General features: G+C 74.1%; 8 protein-coding genes. 2 read left to right on the plus strand and 6 right to left on the minus strand.

What is annotated here, in order from left to right; translation table 11 throughout:
• Nucleotides 1-188 precede the first annotated feature (188 nt).
• The gene (locus tag BS72_RS19195; protein ID WP_051951265.1) at nucleotides 189-2138 is read left to right on the plus strand and encodes a cellulose binding domain-containing protein; all 1950 of its coding nucleotides are present in this window, start codon (nucleotides 189-191) and stop codon (nucleotides 2136-2138) included.
• Between the two features lie 100 nt (nucleotides 2139-2238).
• On the opposite strand, the gene argS is transcribed toward BS72_RS19195, so the two are convergent.
• Nucleotides 2239-4014: an arginine--tRNA ligase gene (gene argS / locus BS72_RS19200; RefSeq protein ID WP_037912141.1), complete on the minus strand. Its 1776-nt coding sequence runs from the start codon at nucleotides 4012-4014 to the stop codon at nucleotides 2239-2241.
• A gap of 455 nt (nucleotides 4015-4469) precedes the next feature.
• Between argS and lysS the strand changes: the two genes are divergently transcribed.
• A complete protein-coding gene (gene lysS, locus BS72_RS19205; protein WP_037912143.1) occupies nucleotides 4470-6215 on the plus strand; it encodes a lysine--tRNA ligase in 1746 nt (581 codons plus the stop codon).
• Nucleotides 6216-6492: 277 nt separating this feature from the next.
• Here lysS and BS72_RS19210 read toward each other — a convergent pair whose 3' ends face one another.
• The 5 genes from BS72_RS19210 to BS72_RS36620 form a co-directional block, all read right to left on the minus strand.
• Nucleotides 6493-8418: a DUF6461 domain-containing protein gene (locus tag BS72_RS19210; protein ID WP_198545927.1), complete on the minus strand. Its 1926-nt coding sequence runs from the start codon at nucleotides 8416-8418 to the stop codon at nucleotides 6493-6495.
• A gap of 54 nt (nucleotides 8419-8472) precedes the next feature.
• Nucleotides 8473-10305, minus strand: coding sequence for a DUF2637 domain-containing protein (locus BS72_RS38480; RefSeq protein WP_232792469.1), 1833 nt, complete (start codon nucleotides 10303-10305; stop codon nucleotides 8473-8475).
• A gap of 408 nt (nucleotides 10306-10713) precedes the next feature.
• Nucleotides 10714-12423: a phosphodiester glycosidase family protein gene (locus tag BS72_RS19220; protein ID WP_078901471.1), complete on the minus strand. Its 1710-nt coding sequence runs from the start codon at nucleotides 12421-12423 to the stop codon at nucleotides 10714-10716.
• A gap of 450 nt (nucleotides 12424-12873) precedes the next feature.
• Nucleotides 12874-14310 carry a hypothetical protein gene (locus BS72_RS36615; protein ID WP_157856278.1) on the minus strand — a complete coding sequence of 479 codons (1437 nt, stop codon included), beginning with the start codon at nucleotides 14308-14310 and terminating at the stop codon, nucleotides 12874-12876.
• Nucleotides 14311-14456: 146 nt separating this feature from the next.
• Nucleotides 14457-15413 (minus strand): hypothetical protein, encoded by a 957-nt coding sequence (locus BS72_RS36620; protein ID WP_051951274.1) that lies wholly within the window; start codon nucleotides 15411-15413, stop codon nucleotides 14457-14459.
• Nucleotides 15414-15605: the final 192 nt, after the last annotated feature.

Genomic DNA, 15605 nt, shown 5'->3' on the forward strand with positions numbered 1-15605 from the left:
AGTCGGGCGCCGGGGGCGCCGGGTGTGCCCGGGGAGCGGCTTCACGCCAACCACCGGACCGTCAGAAACGTTCCGGTGCACGCCTGTTGACACCCCGGGCGCCGCCGGTTGAGGGTGACCCGGGGGTGGGAGCGCTCCCACCCCGCTCGGCGCCCCCCACGGAGCCGGGCAGACGACGGAGGAGAAGCATGCGGAATCCCCCCACCCGCCCCCGGCTGCGGCGGTTCGCCGCCGGCCTCGCGGTCCCCGCGGCGCTGCTGCTGGCCGCCCTGCCCGCCTCGGCCGCCACCGCCGGCGGCCATCCGGCGGGAGCGCACCCGGCGGCGGCCCACCCGGCCGACGCCGCCGCCGGCACCGCCTCGGTGAGCGTGGACACCGGTACGAGCCTGGCCACCGTGCCCGCCACGGCCATCGGCCTGAACGCGTCCACGTACGACAGCCACGTCACCGACGCCGTCGTTCCCGGCCTGGTCAAGGACGCGGGGGTGGGCCTGATGCGCTTCCCCGGCGGCACCGAGTCCGACCAGTACGACTGGCAGAGCAACACCGACGTGCTCTCCGGCGCCACGCAGCCCACCGACTTCGACGGCTTCATCGGCACCGCGAGCCAGGCCGGTGCCCAGCCGATGATCACCGTGAACTACGGCACCGGCGACACCGTCGGCAGCACCCGCTCGCCGCAGGAGACCGGCGCGCAGGTGGCCGCCGACTGGGTGCGGTACGCGAACGTGGAGCACCACGACCACGTCCAGTACTGGGAGATCGGCAACGAGGTCTACGGCAACGGCACCTACGGCGCCTACTGGGAGCCCGACGAGCACTGCGGGAGTGTGCCCCCGGCCACCAGCCAGCCCGACAGCTGCGGGCCCGCCGTGTACGCGCAGACCGCCGCCGCGTACATCAAGGCGATGAAGGCCGTCGACCCGACGATCAAGGTCGGCGTCGTACTGACCGCGCCCGGCAGCTGGCCCGACGACGTCACCGCCCCCGGCAGCCCGCAGTCGTGGAACCAGACCGTGCTCAGCGCGCTGGGCGGCGCCGCCGACTTCGCCGACGTCCACTGGTACCCGCAGAACCCCAGCAACGTCACGCCGCCCGGCCCGACCGACGCCGGGCTGCTCGGCGACACCGCGCAGATACCCGGGATCACCAGCACGCTGAACGCGCAGTTCCAGCAGTACGCCGGCCGGAACCTGCCGATCATGCTGACCGAGACCAACTCGGTGTCGTCCAACCCGGGCAAGCAGACCATCGGCGTCGTCAACGCCCTGTACCTCATCCAGGACTACACGCAGTGGACGACCAGCGGGGTCGCCAACGTCGACTGGTGGCAGCTGCACAACGGCCTGGTGGCCAACGGTGACAACGGCTCCGAGCTGGCCGGCACCGGCCAGTACGGCGAGTACGGCGTGCTGTCGGACGGCTCCTGCGACACCAACACCGCCGGCACGCGGCTGTGCGAGCCCACCCCGAACACGGCGTTCCCCGCCTACTACGGGCTCAAGCTCGCCGGGTCCTTCCTGCGGCCGGGCGACACGATCGTCAAGGCGTCCTCCAGCGCGGCGCCCGTCCAGGCGTACGCGGTGAAGTCCGCCGACGGCTCGGTGAAGGTCATGCTCGTCAACGACGACCCGGCCACCACCTACAGCGTGGACCTCGGCTACACCGGCTTCACGCCCGCCGCCGGGGCCCCGGCCACCGCCACCCTCACCGCGCCCGGCACCGGCATCAGCACCGGCACCGCCGGCAGCGCCACCGCGCAGACCCTGCCGCCCTACTCGGCGCGGCTGCTCACGGTCACCCCCGCCCCGGCGACCCCGGCCACCTGCAAGGTGACCTACCGCACCGGCGACTGGGCCACCGGCTTCACCGCGACGGTGACGCTCGCCAACACCGGCACCGCGCCCGTCAACGGCTGGACGCTGGGCTTCGCCTGGGCCGGCAACCAGCACGTCGACAACGGCTGGAACGCCACCTGGACGCAGACCGGCACGAAGGTCGCCGCGGCCAACCTCTCCTGGAACGCCACGCTCCAGCCCGGCTCCACCACCACGCTCGGCTTCAACGCCTCCTACAGCGGCGGCAACCCGGCACCCTCCGCCTTCACCCTCAACGGCGCCGCCTGCGCCACGGGATGACGGCCCCCTGACGAACGCGCGAAGGGCTCCCGGGCGTGCTGCCCGGGAGCCCTTCGCGCGTGGTGGTCACCGCGAGGCGGGGGTCACCGCCGGAAGGCGGTCACAGCCGCTCGGGGGAGCGGATGCCCAGCAGGGACAGGCCCTTGCTCAGGGTGCGGCCGGTCAGCTCGCACAGCAGCAGCCGGTTCTCCACCTGGGCCGGGCCGCCGTCCGCGGTGAGGACCGGGCACTGCTCGTAGAACGTGGTGAAGAGCGACGCCAGCTGGAAGAGGTACGAGGCCAGCCGGTGCGGCTCGTAGGTCTGCGCGACCTCCTCCAGGGCCTCCCCGAACGCGTCCAGGTGCAGGCCGAGGGCGCGCTCGGCCGGCTCCAGGGCCAGCTCCGGGTGGGCCGCCGGGCGCTGGTCGGCGCCGGCCTTCCGGAAGATCGACTGGGTGCGGGCGTAGGCGTACTGGACGTAGACGGACGTGTCGCCGTTGAGCGAGACCATCCGGTCCAGGTCGAAGACGTAATCCCGGCCGAGCGAGGTGGAGAGGTCCGCGTACTTGACGGCGCCGATGCCGACCTGGCGGCCGTTGTCGGTGATCTCCTGCTCGGTCAGGCCGATCTTCTCGCCCTTCTCGCGCACCACGGCCGTGGCCCGCTCGACCGCCTCGTCCAGCAGGTCCTCCAGCCGGACGCTGACGCCGGCGCGGGTCTTGAACGGCTTGCCGTCCGGGCCCAGCACCGTGCCGAAGGGGAGGTGGCGGGCGACGACCTCGTCGGTGAGCCAGCCGGCCCGGCGGGCGGTCTCGAAGACCATCTTGAAGTGCAGCGACTGCCGCACGTCCACGACGTAGAGCAGGATGTCGGCGTGCAGGTCGCCCGTCCGGTTGCGGATCGCGGACAGGTCGGTCGCGGCGTAGCCGAAGCCGCCGTCGGACTTGCGGACGATCAGCGGGACCGGCTCGCCGTCCTTGCCCTTGATGTCGTCGAAGAACACGCACAGCGCGCCGTTGGACTCCACGGCCACGCCGGCCTTCTCCAGCAGCTCGCAGGTCTCGACCAGCAGGTCGTTGTACCCGGACTCGCCGACGATGTCCTCGTCGACGATCTGGATGTCGAGCTTGTCGTAGACGGAGAAGAAGTACGTCTTCGACTCGTCCACGAACCGCTGCCAGGTGGCCAGGGTCTCCGGGTCGCCCGCCTGGAGGTCGACCACCCGGCGCCGGGCGCGGTCCTTGAACTCCTCGTCGGCGTCGAACAGGCCGCGGGCGGCCTTGTAGAGCCGGTCGAGCCGGGACATCGAGGCCAGGCCCGCGTCGGCGCCTGCGCCCTCGGTGTGGTCGAGCTCGTGCGGGTGCTCCAGCAGGTACTGGATCAGCATGCCGAACTGGGTGCCCCAGTCCCCGATGTGGTGGCGCCGCACCACGTGCTCGCCCTCGAACTCCAGGATCTTGACGATCGCGTCGCCGATCACGGAGGAGCGCAGGTGGCCGACGTGCATCTCCTTCGCCACGTTCGGCTGGGCGTAGTCGACCACGGTGGTGCCCGGGTGCTCCTTCACGGGCACGCCGAGCCGCTCGTCGGCCGCGCGGGCGGCGAGGTTCCCGGTGATGGCGGCGTCCGCCACGGTGATGTTGAGGAAGCCGGGGCCGGACACCTCGACCTCGCCCACCACGTCGTCGGCCGGCAGCGCGGCCAGCACGGACGCGGCCAGCTCCCGCGGGTTGGCCTTGGCCCGCTTGGCCAGGCCGAGGACGCCGTTGGCCTGGAAATCGGCCCGGTCGCTTCGTCGCAGCAGCGGGTCGGCGTCGGCGGCCGACGGCACCGCGGCGGCCAGGGCCGCCGAGACGCGCTGCTGGAGCGATGCGGAGAGCGAGGGAACCGAGGCCATGGGGTGCGGTGCCGTTTCCGTGAGTGGTGACTGGGCGGCGTCCCACGCGGTGGCGGGGCGCGGTCTCCAGTGTCCCATGGGGCCGCCGGGCGGCGAACCGGGTTATCCACAGGGTGGGGACGCGGGTGGGGACAGGCCGGGAACGGCTGGGGACGCGGCTGGGGACGTGGCTGGGGGAGCGACGGCGCCGGCCCGCGGGCTGACCGGGGACGAGTGCCGGGAGCGGCACGAGCCGCATCGGACCGGCACGAGCCGCATCGGACCGGCGCGGGACGGCTTCGGCCGGATCGGCGAGGTTATCCACAGGCCGCGAGATCGCGGGGGCGGGAGGGGCGGGCGTTCTGGGAGAATGGCTGTGCCGGGGCTTTCCCGGCCGCTGTCCGGCCCGCACGCGTTCGGCCTGCCCGGTCGGGGCGGCGAGATCCGGAGCGAGGAAGACGAGGAAGAAGAGGACCGTGGCTGCAAGCACCGAGGCCGACTGGGTCTCCCGTTTCGCGGACGACGTTATCGCCGAGTCGGAGCGCCGCGCCCCCGGGAAAACCGTCGTCGTCGCGTCCGGGCTGAGCCCGTCGGGCCCGATCCACCTCGGCAACCTCCGCGAGGTCATGACCCCGCACCTGGTGGCCGACGAGATCCGCCGCCGCGGCCGCGAGGTCCGCCACGTCCTGTCGTGGGACGACTACGACCGGTACCGCAAGGTCCCGCAGGGCATCCCGGGTGTGGACGCGTCGTGGGCCGAGCACATCGGCAAGCCGCTGACCTCCGTGCCCGCCCCGGCCGGGTCCGCGTACCCGAACTGGGCCGAGCACTTCAAGGCCGCGATGACGGCCGCGCTGGCCGAGCTGGGCGTGGAGTTCGACGGCATCAGCCAGACCGCCCAGTACACCTCGGGCGTCTACCGCGAGCAGGTCCTGCACGCGATGCGGCACCGCGCGGAGATCGACGCGATCCTCGCCCAGTACCGCACGAAGAAGGGGCCGGCGAAGCCCGCCGCCAAGCAGCAGCAGAAGCAGCAGAAGCCCGTCGACGAGGCCGAGCTGGCCGCCGAGGAGGGCTCCGGCGCCGCCGAGGAGGACGACGGCGGCAGCACCGCGGCCGGCGTCGGCTACGTGCCCTACAAGCCGTACTGCGGGGAGTGCGGCAAGGACCTCACCACCGTCACCGCGTACGACGACGAGACGACCGAGCTCAGCTACACCTGCGCGTGCGGCCACCAGGAGACGGTGCGGCTCAGCGAGTTCGACCGCGGCAAGCTGGTGTGGAAGGTCGACTGGCCGATGCGCTGGGCGTTCGAGGGCGTCGTCTTCGAGCCGTCCGGCGTCGACCACTCCTCGCCCGGGTCGTCGTTCCAGGTCGGCGGGCAGATCGTCGGGCCGATCTTCGGCGGCGAGCAGCCGATCGGGCCGATGTACGCCTTCGTCGGCATCACCGGCATGGCGAAGATGTCCTCCTCCAAGGGCGGCGTGCCCACGCCCGGCGACGCGCTCCAGATCATGGAGCCGCAGCTGCTGCGCTGGCTGTACGCCCGGCGCCGGCCCAACCAGTCGTTCAAGATCGCCTTCGACCAGGAGATCCAGCGCCTCTACGACGAGTGGGACGCGCTGAACCGCAAGGTCGAGGACGGCACCGCGCTGCCGGCCGACATCGCGGCCTTCAACCGCGCGGTGGGCACCGCCGCCGGCGAGCTGGCCCGCACCCCGCACCCGCTGCCGTACCGGACGCTGGCCTCGGTCGCGGACATCACGGCGGGCGCCGAGGAGCAGACGCTGCGCATCCTCTCCGAGCTGGACCCGGAGCACCCGCTGGGCTCCCTGGACGAGGCCCGTCCCCGGCTGGACCGCGCGGTCAACTGGACCACCACCCACGTGGCGGCCGAGCAGCGCACGGTGGTGCGCTCCGAGCCGGACCGCGAGCGGCTGGCCGGGCTGGGCGACGCCGACCGCGAGGGGCTGAAGCTCCTGCTGGAGGGGCTGGACTCGCACTGGTCCCTGGACGGCCTGACCACCCTCGTCTACGCCGTGCCGAAGCTGCGGGCCGGGCTGGAGCCCGACGCGAAGCCGACGCCGGAGCTGAAGACGGCGCAGCGCGAATTCTTCGTGCTCCTCTACGAGCTGCTGGTCGGCCGCGACACCGGCCCGCGCCTGCCGACGCTGCTGCTCGCCGTCGGCCAGGACCGGGTGCGGGCGCTGCTGGGGGCCTAGCGCCGCTCAGGGCAGGGTGTGCCCCCCGCCCTGGCACGGCCGTCCGCCGCGTTGCCGTACCGGCCGAGCAGGCCCACTGCGAGGCCGGTTCGGCGCCTTGCGGCTGACCGCACCAGGACACCTCGCCACCGGGCGAACCGTGCCGGTCGCGGCACTGGCTCCCTCCGGCGCGTCGCCTTCCCGCCCGTGCCCCGGCCGGCTCGATGCCGGCCGGGGCACGGGTGCGTCCGGCGGCCCGCGTACCGGACGCACGGGCGGGTGCTCGGGCCCGCTGGAGCTACCGCCCGTGTTCCTGCGCCTGCTCCTGCGCGTGCTCCTTCGCGTCGGTGGCGTACAGGCAGGGACCGGTGACGTCCGCCACCGTGATCCGCACGCCCGCCGTCCGGCAGAAGAGCTCCAGGTCATGTTCGAACGCCGTGTCGACCGGGTCGTCGGAGCCCATCGCGGCGAGCGCCGCCCGCACCTCCGGTGTCGTCGGCTCGGCGCTGCCGTTGTCCCAGCTGTGGTCGGCGACGATGGCGCCGTCGCGGAGCACCACGAACGACGACAACGCGTTGATGTTGCGGAAGCAGGCCACCGCGAACGTGCCGGCGGACAGCTCCGGCCGGTTCACCCCCGCCCAGCCGTTCTCCTCGACCAGCAGCGTGTGGCCGCCGACCCGGAACGCGGCCGCGAACGCGTCCTTCCAGTCCGCGTCCGGGTCGGTGCTCAGCGCCCGCAGGTCGCGCCAGGTGCCGTCGTGGATCACGGTGTCGTCGCCGAGCAGCCGGCGCAGCGCCTCGGCCGGCTCGACGTCGCGGACCAGGGTGACGCAGTAGGCCGTGTCGTCCATCAGCGCCGACATCCAGTCGTCCCAGGACTCCGGCGCGACCCGCCTGCCGTTGCGCCAGAACGGCGTGCCGTCGCGCCGCAGTTCCACGCCCTCGGCGGTGACGACCAGGGCGTCCGCCGGCCCGTCGACCTCCATCGCCACGGAACCGTCGACGCCGTGCACCCGCAGCATGCCGTCCTCGTCCAGCGCGAGGTAGCTGCGCTCGGCGTCCCAGACGTACTCGTCCCACAGCCACGTGCCGTCGGGGGCGTAGCCCACCAGCCGCCGGTCGTCCCGGTGCGCGAACACCGTGGAACCGTCGGACGCCGTCAACGACTGCCGCTGAAGAGCCTGTCCGGGCAGCAGCGTGTCGCCGCGCGCGGTGTTCATGCCGGGCCGGGTGCAGCCCGCGTGGACGTCGACCACCCACGAGGTGCCGTCGAGCGCGATCGTGCCGTCGTCGCCGACCACGAGCCGGGTCGCGCCGGTCGTGCCGGCCCGCCACAGCGGGGCGCCGTACAGGGTCCGCACCACCAGGTCGCCGCCGGTGAGGTCGGCCCAGCCGTTGCCGGCCCACCACGTGTCCGTCGCCCACACCTTCCGCTGGGCGGAGTTGCAGTACAGCACCAGGTCGCCGTTCTCCTGGTGCACGAGGGTGTGCGAGCCGTTCGGCGAGGTCAGCGACTGGTGCCGCAGCCGGCCGCCGGCCGGGAGCTCGTGCCCGCCGTAGGCGTACGGGGTGGACGGCGGCGGGTCCGCCGGCGCGTCGTGGCTGGTGGACCGCCACAGCAGCTCGCCGGCGGCGTCCACCAGGACCAGCCGCCAGCTCCTGCCGCGCCGCTCCGGGACCTGGCGCCAGGTCAGCTCGGCGCCGTCCTGCTCGAACCACCGGGCCAGCGGCGCGGGCAGCGTGGAGGCGAGGCCGGCGCCCGACGTCCTCTGATGGACCACCAGCCCCCCGTCCCGCACGCGGGCCACGCTCCACCGGTTCCGCCCCGGCCGTATGAGGTGCGCGGTCTCCGTGATCGCCGCCGCCGGGGCCGAACCGCGCAGCTCCACCGTGCCGGGGTCTTCGGTGCGGGAGCCGGCGAGCCGCGCGCCGTCGTCGCCGAGCAGCGCCAGGTCGCCGTCGTCGGTGACCACCAGGCGCACCGCGTCCCGGTGCCCCAGGTCCGCTGTCCACAGCGGCCGGCGGCCGTCGTCCTCGGTGTGCAGCGCGCCGTCGCCGCCGAGCAGCAGCGCGCCCTTCCCGCCGGCCCGCCAGCGGACCTCGCCGGTGGCGGTGTCGGTCAGGGAGGCGACGCCGTCGACGTCGTAGCGCAGTACGTGGCGGCCGTCGCGCGACGTGAGGGGCTCGTCGCCGAGCCGGGTGAACTGCCTCATCTCAAGCATGCGGGAAGGGTATGGGGACCCGCCGACAGCCTGGGGGCGGCCGTCCGGGCGCGGTCACGCCCCGAGGTGAGGACGGCTCACGGGGTGTACGAGCTCTCCTCGTTGTAGCGGTAGCGCAGCTCCCGGGTGGCCGCGACCAGCTCGCGCTCCTCGGGGCCGGTGCCGTCGAACTGCTCCACCATCGCGCGGACGAGCTGGCGGGCGTTGGGGAAGTCGCCGTGGGTCTGCACGTAGCGGCGGTAGACCCCCATGTAGGCGTCCTCGGCCGTCATTCCGTCGGGCATCCGCAGACCGGCGACCGGGAACGTCAGATCCTCCTGCCCCGCCTCCGGGTCCGCCTCCGGCCCGGAGCCCGCCGCGACCTCCTCCGGCTGCGGCCCGGGGCCTCGGGCTCGGGGGCGCGGGGCCGGGGACGGCCGCCCCGGCGGGCCCGCCCTCGGCGCCGACGCCGCCGAGCGGGCGCGTCCGGTTGGGGCCGGCCGGGACCCGCACCTGCGGCTCGGCGGCCGGGTTCTGCGGCGCCGCCTCAGCGGGCGTACCGCCCTGGCCCTGCGACTCCGCCTGGCCCTGGGCCTGGAGCTCCGCCTGGGCCCGGAGCTCCGCCTGGTACCGGGCCTGGTCCGAGTGGGCCTGCGCCTCGGGCGGGAGCTGGCCCGGGTACTGCTGGGGCTGCTCGGTCTGGCCGATGAAGGGCAGGCCGGGGCCGTAGCCCTGCTGTTGCTGCTCCTGCCACTGCTGCTGTTCGGGGACGGTGAACGGGTGGCCCTGGGCCGGTGCGGGCGCCTGCGGGGCCGCGAACCACGGGCTGTGGTGCGTGCCCTGGCCGCCGTCCGCCTGCTGGGCGCGCTGCATCTGCTGCATCTGCTGGATCCGCAGCATCTGCTGCTCCTGGAGCTGCCGGTGCTGGAGCCGGCGCTCGTACTCCTGGGCCTGCGCGAGGGCGAGGTCGAACTCGTCGCTCACCTCGGCGCCTTGGGCGTTCGGGTCCTGGCCCTGACCCTGATCCGGGCCCTGATCCTGTGCCTGGCCCTGCGTCTGTGCCTGCGTCTGGCCCTGCGTCTGTGCCTGCCCGGGTCCGGCGGCCTCCTGGGCGGGGGCGGTGCCGGTTCCCTGGTCCGGCCCGGACGCGGAGCCCTTCGGCAGCGCCGGAGCCGACTCGTCCGCCGTGTCCAGCCGCTTCACGGCGCCCGACGGGAGCAGTTCGATGCCCGCCGCCTCCAGGCCCGCGTCGGCGGTCTCCGCCAGCGGCACGCCGTAACGGGCCAGCCGCAGCGGCATGATCGCCTCGATCGGGGCCCGGCGGCGCCACGCGACGCCGTACCGGGCGCGCAGCCTGGCCCGGTACACCAGCCGGTCCTGCTCGCGCCGGATGACCTCCTCGTACGACCGCAGCTCCCACAGCTTCATCCGCCGCCAGAGCCGGAACGTCGGCAGCGGGGCGAGCAGCCAGCGGGTGACCCGGACGGACTCCATGTGCTTGTCGGCCGTGACGTCGGCGATCCGGCCGATCGCGTGCCGGGCGGCCTCCACGGAGACCACGAAGAGCACCGGGATGATCGCGTGCATGCCGACGCCCAGCGGGTCCGGCCAGGCCGCGGCGCCGTTGAAGGCGATGGTGGCGGCGGTCAGCAGCCACGCGGTCTGCCGCAGCAGCGGGAACGGGATGCGCAGCCAGGTCAGCAGCAGGTCCAGCGCGAGGAGGACGACGATGCCGGCGTCCACACCGATGGGGAAGACGTTGGCGAACCAGCCGAAGCCCTTGTGCAGCGCGAGCGCGCGCACCGCGGCGTAGGAGCCGGCGAAGCCGATCGCGGCGATGACGACGGCGCCTGCGACGACGATACCGACCAATATCCGGTGCGTCCGGGTCAAATGTATCGCGGCCACCCGCGGCCCCTCCTGCGCCCTAGTCGCCTACCCCCGTGAACTGACCGCCCAAGAGTGCCACATGAGGGTGATGATCAAGCTTCGGGTTGACGTATGGATCGGACAAACGTGCGGATACGGAGGTGACAGTGCCGAGTTGTGATGTGCCACGGCGCCGCGGAGGCCGCTCCGGCGGTGTCCGGCGGTGTCCGGCGGGGCCGTGACGGGCCCGGTGAAGCGGCTCCAGGGGCCGGGGTCCGTGACGGGTCCGGGGGCGCGGGTCCGTGACGGGGCTTGCGGTGGGGGTCCGTGACGGGGTGACCAGGGCGGGCGGCGGTCCGGGCGGGCCGAGCCCAGCGGCACGGGCCCGGGCGGACGGCTGAGGTGCCGCCCCCCGGGCCCGGCGTCGCGGGCTCGGCCCGCCGGAGGTCAGTGGTGGGTGCGGCCGGGCAGGAGCTGGATGGTGTCGCCGACAGGGCGCTCACCGGTGGCGTCCGAGGTGGAGTTGACCAGGGTGCCGTTGACGGCCATGGCGGTGGAGCCGCCGCCGTCCAGGTTGAGGGCCTGCACGGCGCCGAGCGAGCGCATGAAGGACGCCTCCTCGTTCAGTGTGAAGCCCTCGCTGCCGCCGGCCAGCCGGCCGTCGACCGTGACGAGGAGCAGCCGTCCCTGGGCGTCGACGCCGGCGATGGTGCGCGGCTGGCGGGTTTCGGACCAGGCGTAGCCGAAGGAGAGGTCCTTCGGGTCCACGGTGCCTTCGTCGACGGCGTCGATGTCGACGCGGCCGTTCTTCACCAGGACGGGTGCGGCGCTGACGATGCTGTCGCCGGAGCCCAGCCGGACCTGGCGGCCGGCGCTGTCCCTGATGTCCTCGTCCACCTTGATCTTGTGGCCCTTGGCGGCGTGCGCGTTCAGCCAGTTCGCGGCGGTGCCGATGCCCTGCAGGACGGTGTCGCCCGTGGGGACCGAGCCGCCGCGGGTGCCGACGGACAGGACGCGGCCGGAGTGGTCCAGCACCACCTGGGTGCCGGTGCCGGTGGGCAGGGGTGCGGCGAAGGCGCTGTTGAAGAGGACCAGGTCGTCGGTGAGGTGGCAGGTGACGTCCTGCCAGGGCTGGTCGCTGGGCTGCCCGCCCGGCTGGCCGCAGTCCCGCACGGTGCCGGGGACGCGGTCGATGCCGCGCACCGCGACGGTGGAGCCGCCGACGCGGGCGGTGGCCTTGGTGGTGAGGTTGGTGACGCGGACGTCGCGGCCGCCGTCCTGGATCAGCAGGGCCGCGCGGGAGCCGGACGCCATCGAGTCCAGCTGGCCGTCGTAGGCGGCGGCGCCCGACTGGATGCCCTGGACGCCGTCGCTGTCCGCGGTGACGAAGAAGCCGGCGTTCACGCCGACCAGCGAGCCCAGCTTGGACGCGACCGACGAGGTGGTCTCACGCTGCGTCACGCTGCCGTCGTGGGTGCCCTCGACGGTGCCGGTGAAGGTGCGCGGGTCGACGACGGCGACGTGGACGTTCTCCCGGTCCGCCGGGGTCTGCGCGTCGTAGCCGGTCCACTCCACGGAGGCGTGGAAGCCGGCCGCCGTCACGCTCGCCGCGGCGGCCGTCGCTGCGGCCTGCGTCGGGTAGGAGCCCACCCGGACCCGCTTGCCCATGCTGCCCTTCGGCAGGCCCTCGTACGCGGGCCACTCGACGTCCTCCACGCGGGGGGAGAGGCCCGCGCCCTTGAGGGTGGCGGCGGTGGCGGAAGCCCAACTGGCGGTGGCCACGTCGGACCAGGAGGCGGCACCGGTCAGCCGGCTGGTCCCCGGAGCCTGCACCGCGATCGTCCACACCGGGACCGACGCCGAGTCGGTCAGCGTGCCGGTGCGCACCTGGAGCCCGGGCGCCACGTTCTGGGTCGACCACTGCCACTGGCCCGAGGCACTGGTGGTGGCGCCGTGGGCGGGGGCCGCGGCCGAGGCGTCCACCGCGGTCAGGCCGGACAGGCCCACCGTGGCGGTGCCCAGCACCAGCGCGCCGGCGCACAGCAGCGGGCGCAGGCGGCTGCCCCCAGCGCGGCGGACGCCGGACGGTGCGGCGCCCGGGGCCTCCCCGCAGTCCGAGACGGGGACGTGGTGGGAGGGGCGGTCGATCCGGTTCATGCACGGGCTCCTTGGCGGCGGCGGCTCAGCGCGGGCGCGGTCCACGGGTACGCGGGCGCGCCGCCCATCGCATCCGGGCCGACCCACCGGCCGGGCACATTGGCTGGAACGCCGCCTTAAAGTCGTGTGAACTGCCACCCCGCCAGGTGCGTCAGCCCCAGGTCAGGAGCTTGGAAACGCAGATGCGCGGCGGAGGGCACGGGCTGCCGCCGTGGCTGGTTCCGGGCGGGCGGCGACTCGGCGGGCTCGATGGCCAACCGGTTGACCTACCGTCACATACCGGGCAGGGAGCGGGGGTTGGCGCCGGACGCCCGGCGCTGGGTGCCTAGGCGCCCGGTGCTCGGGCCTGGGTGCCGGGTGCCCGGCCCAAGGTCAGGCAGCGGGTGCCGGGTGCCGGGTGCCGGGTGCCGGGCGGGGCTCAGCGTCGGCCGAGCCCCGTCCGGCGGCGGCTCAGGACGTGGCCTTGGCGCTGCTCGTGCTGCTCGGGCTGCTCGACGACGTGCCGGTCGGCTTGCCGGTCGGGCTGCCGGTCGGGCTGCTGGTCGTCTTCCCGGAGGAGGTGGCGGTGCCTGAGGCGGAAGTGCTCGGGGTGCCCGAGGCGTTGGCCGAGCCGTTGGCCGCGGCGACCGCGGCCACCGCGTCCTTGGCCGCGCGCTGCGCGCCGTTGTCCACGTCGGACGCCGAGGGGTTCTTCTTGCCCTCCAAGCCGGCGCCGTTGTACTCGACGATCACGACGACGTTGCCGGTGCGGGCCACCACGGTGTCGTTCTGCGAGGTGACCTTCGAGACCGTCGCCTTGCCGCTGACCGAACCGGCCTGGTCGCCCAACCCCGACACCGTGGAGGTGGTGAACCCCTTGGTCCTGCCCAGCGAGGCAAGCTCCTGGGTGTACCGGTTCCTGGCCTGGTCGTCGCCGGAGCCGAGGTCCGCGGTGGTGTCGTAGCGCTCCAGGGTGACCGACAGCCAGCGGTACTGGTAGCCGTCCTTGCCGTTCCCGGTCCAGGAGCAGCCGCCGCGGGTGCCGGAGTCGCCCGTCGTGGCGGTGGTGCCCTTCGACGACTTCGCCTTCGGCACCAGCGCGCCGACGGTGGAGTGGGCGACCGACGAGCAGGACGACGGCAGCGTCCGGAACTTCGCCGGGTCGAGCGTCGGCGTGGAAGAGGTGCTGACGGACGGGGCGGACGGCGTGTCCTTGTCGGCGCTGGTGTCCTTGTGCGAGCCGGAGGACGTGCAGCCCACCGCCAGGCCGGCGCAGACCGTCGCGCACGCGAGCACGAGCAGCGCCAGCCGGGCCTTCGGCGTCTGCCAGGGCCGGACGACCTGAGGCGCGTTCCCGTCCTCGTTCCCGTGCTCCTTCGGCTCCTTGCCGCTGCCGCCGGAGCCGCTGCCGCCGGAGCCGGAGCCGGAGCCGCTGCCGCCGGAGCCGGAGCCGCTGCCGCCGGAGCCGTCCCCGCCGTCGCTGCCGCCGTCCCCGCCGCCGAAGGGACCGGGTATCGGCGGGACCTCGGGCTGGAGCTGGATCCGGTCCTGAGCCTGGGGGTACGGCTGGGCCTCGGGCGTCCCGGAGGCGGCCTCGGGCGCGTGCGCCGGCGGCTGGGGTGCGGCGGCCTGCGTGCCGTACCCGTCACCCGGGTACGGCTGCGTGCCGTACGCCTCGCCGTATCCGGCGGCGTTGCCGGTGCCGTATCCGTCGGCGTACCCGGAGCCGGAGCCGTAGGGGTCCGCGCCGTAGCCGTTGGCGGCGTAGCCGTGGGCGCCCTCGGGGCCGTAGCCGTCCGCGGTGCCGTTCGGGTAGCCCCCCTGGGGGCTCCACGCGCCCTGCGCGGGCGCGCCGCCGGGCATGCTGCCTGTGCCGTACTCCATGGGCGCGTCCATGGGTTGCTCCATGGGATCTTCCATGGTCTTCCGGGGCCCTTCCGTCCTTTGCCGGCGCCTTCCGCCGGCTTCGGTGCTCGGTGGCCCCGGTGTCCTCTTCGGGCACCGCCGGGCCACACGCCGCACCACACTAAAGGGTCACGGCGCGGGCCCCTGCCTTATCCCTCGACTTTGCGCTGGAGCTCGGTTGCCACCTTCTGGGCGTCTTTTTGCAGGTCAGCGCTGCTCGGCGGCGCGGTGTGACCAGATGTGGACTCGGTGTAGCCGATGGTCGCCAGCACGTTCGCCGCGCGGAAAACCACGGTCACCGTGCGGGTGGAGGCGCTGGAGCGGGTCGAGGCCACGTCGTTGATGAATGCGGCGTTTCCCACACCGCTGAGCCGGCGTGGCGAGAGCGAGTCGGCGGCCTCTTCGTCGCCGTTCGCGCCATTCGCACTGTTCGTCCCGCTTGCGGCGGCCGTCGAGCCGCCGCCCTCGCTGCCCGCGGCGGCGGTGCCGTCCGAGGAGGTCCCGGACGGGGTGCCGGACGGCGTCCCGGAGGCGCCGTCGGACGGGGTGTCGGACGCGCCGGCTTCGGAGGAGTCGGAGGAAGACGAGGACGACGAGGACGGCCCGCTGCTCGGCGCGGCCGACGGGATCGACGCGGCGCCCGCCTGCTTCTCGAAGTCCGTCTCGGCCTCGACCTCGTCGCTCACCCCCGGGTCGTAGGAGACCACCCGGACGATGTTCAGCGTCAGCTTGCGGGAGGTCCCCTCGGCAGTCTTGGCCGACCACGAGCAGCCGACGAGCCGGTCGGTGTCGTAGGTCAGCGACTCCCTGCCGGAGTAGTCCACGGCCCCGGGCACCAGCTGCCTGAGCGAGTCCAGGTCGACGGCCGTGCACGGCTGGGGGAGCGTCTTGTACTTGCCGGGCGCCGCCGAGACGGTCCCGCTGCCGACCGGCGCGGTGGTGCCCTCGCTGTCGGCCCCGTCGGAGGAGCCGCCGGCGGTGCACGCCGCCAGCGCCAGCACCGCGGCCGCGGCGAGGACCGCCCCGGCGGCCAGCGGCACCCGCTCCCGGCGCAGCACGGCGGAACGGGAGGCGAACCGCGTCCTGAAGGGCGGCTTGGACCGCACGGGCGGCCCTCCTTCCCTGCGTAAATCCCTTGGCGCACATGAGCGAGCCCTGGACACAATGTCTACCGCACATCGCGCCGGAACCGCCCGCCGGGGAGGTACCCGCGAGAGCCCGCGCGACCCTCGGCGGACCGCTGCACACCGGCTGTTCCCGCGGGTTCGGCACGCCGTCCTCCCCGCCCGGCCGACACT

This window comes from Actinacidiphila yeochonensis CN732, assembly GCF_000745345.1.
GTDB lineage: Bacteria > Actinomycetota > Actinomycetes > Streptomycetales > Streptomycetaceae > Actinacidiphila > Actinacidiphila yeochonensis.

Bases quoted from the DNA above. Each gene is read 5' to 3' on its own strand.
- BS72_RS19195 (WP_051951265.1), top strand. From the start codon at position 189: ATGCGGAATCCCCCCACCCGCCCCCGGCTGCGGCGGTTCGCCGCCGGC.
- argS (WP_037912141.1), bottom strand. From the start codon at position 4,014: ATGGCCTCGGTTCCCTCGCTCTCCGCATCGCTCCAGCAGCGCGTCTCG.
- BS72_RS19210 (WP_198545927.1), bottom strand. From the start codon at position 8,418: ATGCTTGAGATGAGGCAGTTCACCCGGCTCGGCGACGAGCCCCTCACG.
- BS72_RS19220 (WP_078901471.1), bottom strand. From the start codon at position 12,423: ATGAACCGGATCGACCGCCCCTCCCACCACGTCCCCGTCTCGGACTGC.
- BS72_RS36615 (WP_157856278.1), bottom strand. From the start codon at position 14,310: ATGGAGCAACCCATGGACGCGCCCATGGAGTACGGCACAGGCAGCATG.